The following is a 212-nucleotide window of genomic DNA, read 5'->3' on the forward strand; positions in this document are numbered from 1 at the left end:
AAAGGTTTCCTGTTGTCCGGCAAACGATGCATCGGGTAAGTCTTCTGCGGTGGCAGATGAACGTACCGCCCAGCTGGTAGAAGTACCGTATTCTTCTACTAGCTTTTCATAAGCTTCATCAATTGCGGCTTCCATTTTTTCCGGATAAGGAATGGTCATGATCCATTCACGGATGGTTTTACCCGCTTTCTGAAGTGCAACGACATCGTCAA

At 46.7% G+C, this 212-nt stretch carries 1 protein-coding gene; it reads right to left on the reverse strand.

Translation table 11 applies throughout. The features are described 5' to 3' along the window. Positions 1-212: PEP/pyruvate-binding domain-containing protein (locus B3182_RS14385; protein ID WP_292753240.1), on the reverse strand; the 212-nt coding region annotated here is incomplete at both ends.

The organism is Methylophaga sp. UBA4204, from assembly GCF_002379485.1.
In the GTDB taxonomy this organism is placed as follows: domain Bacteria; phylum Pseudomonadota; class Gammaproteobacteria; order Nitrosococcales; family Methylophagaceae; genus Methylophaga.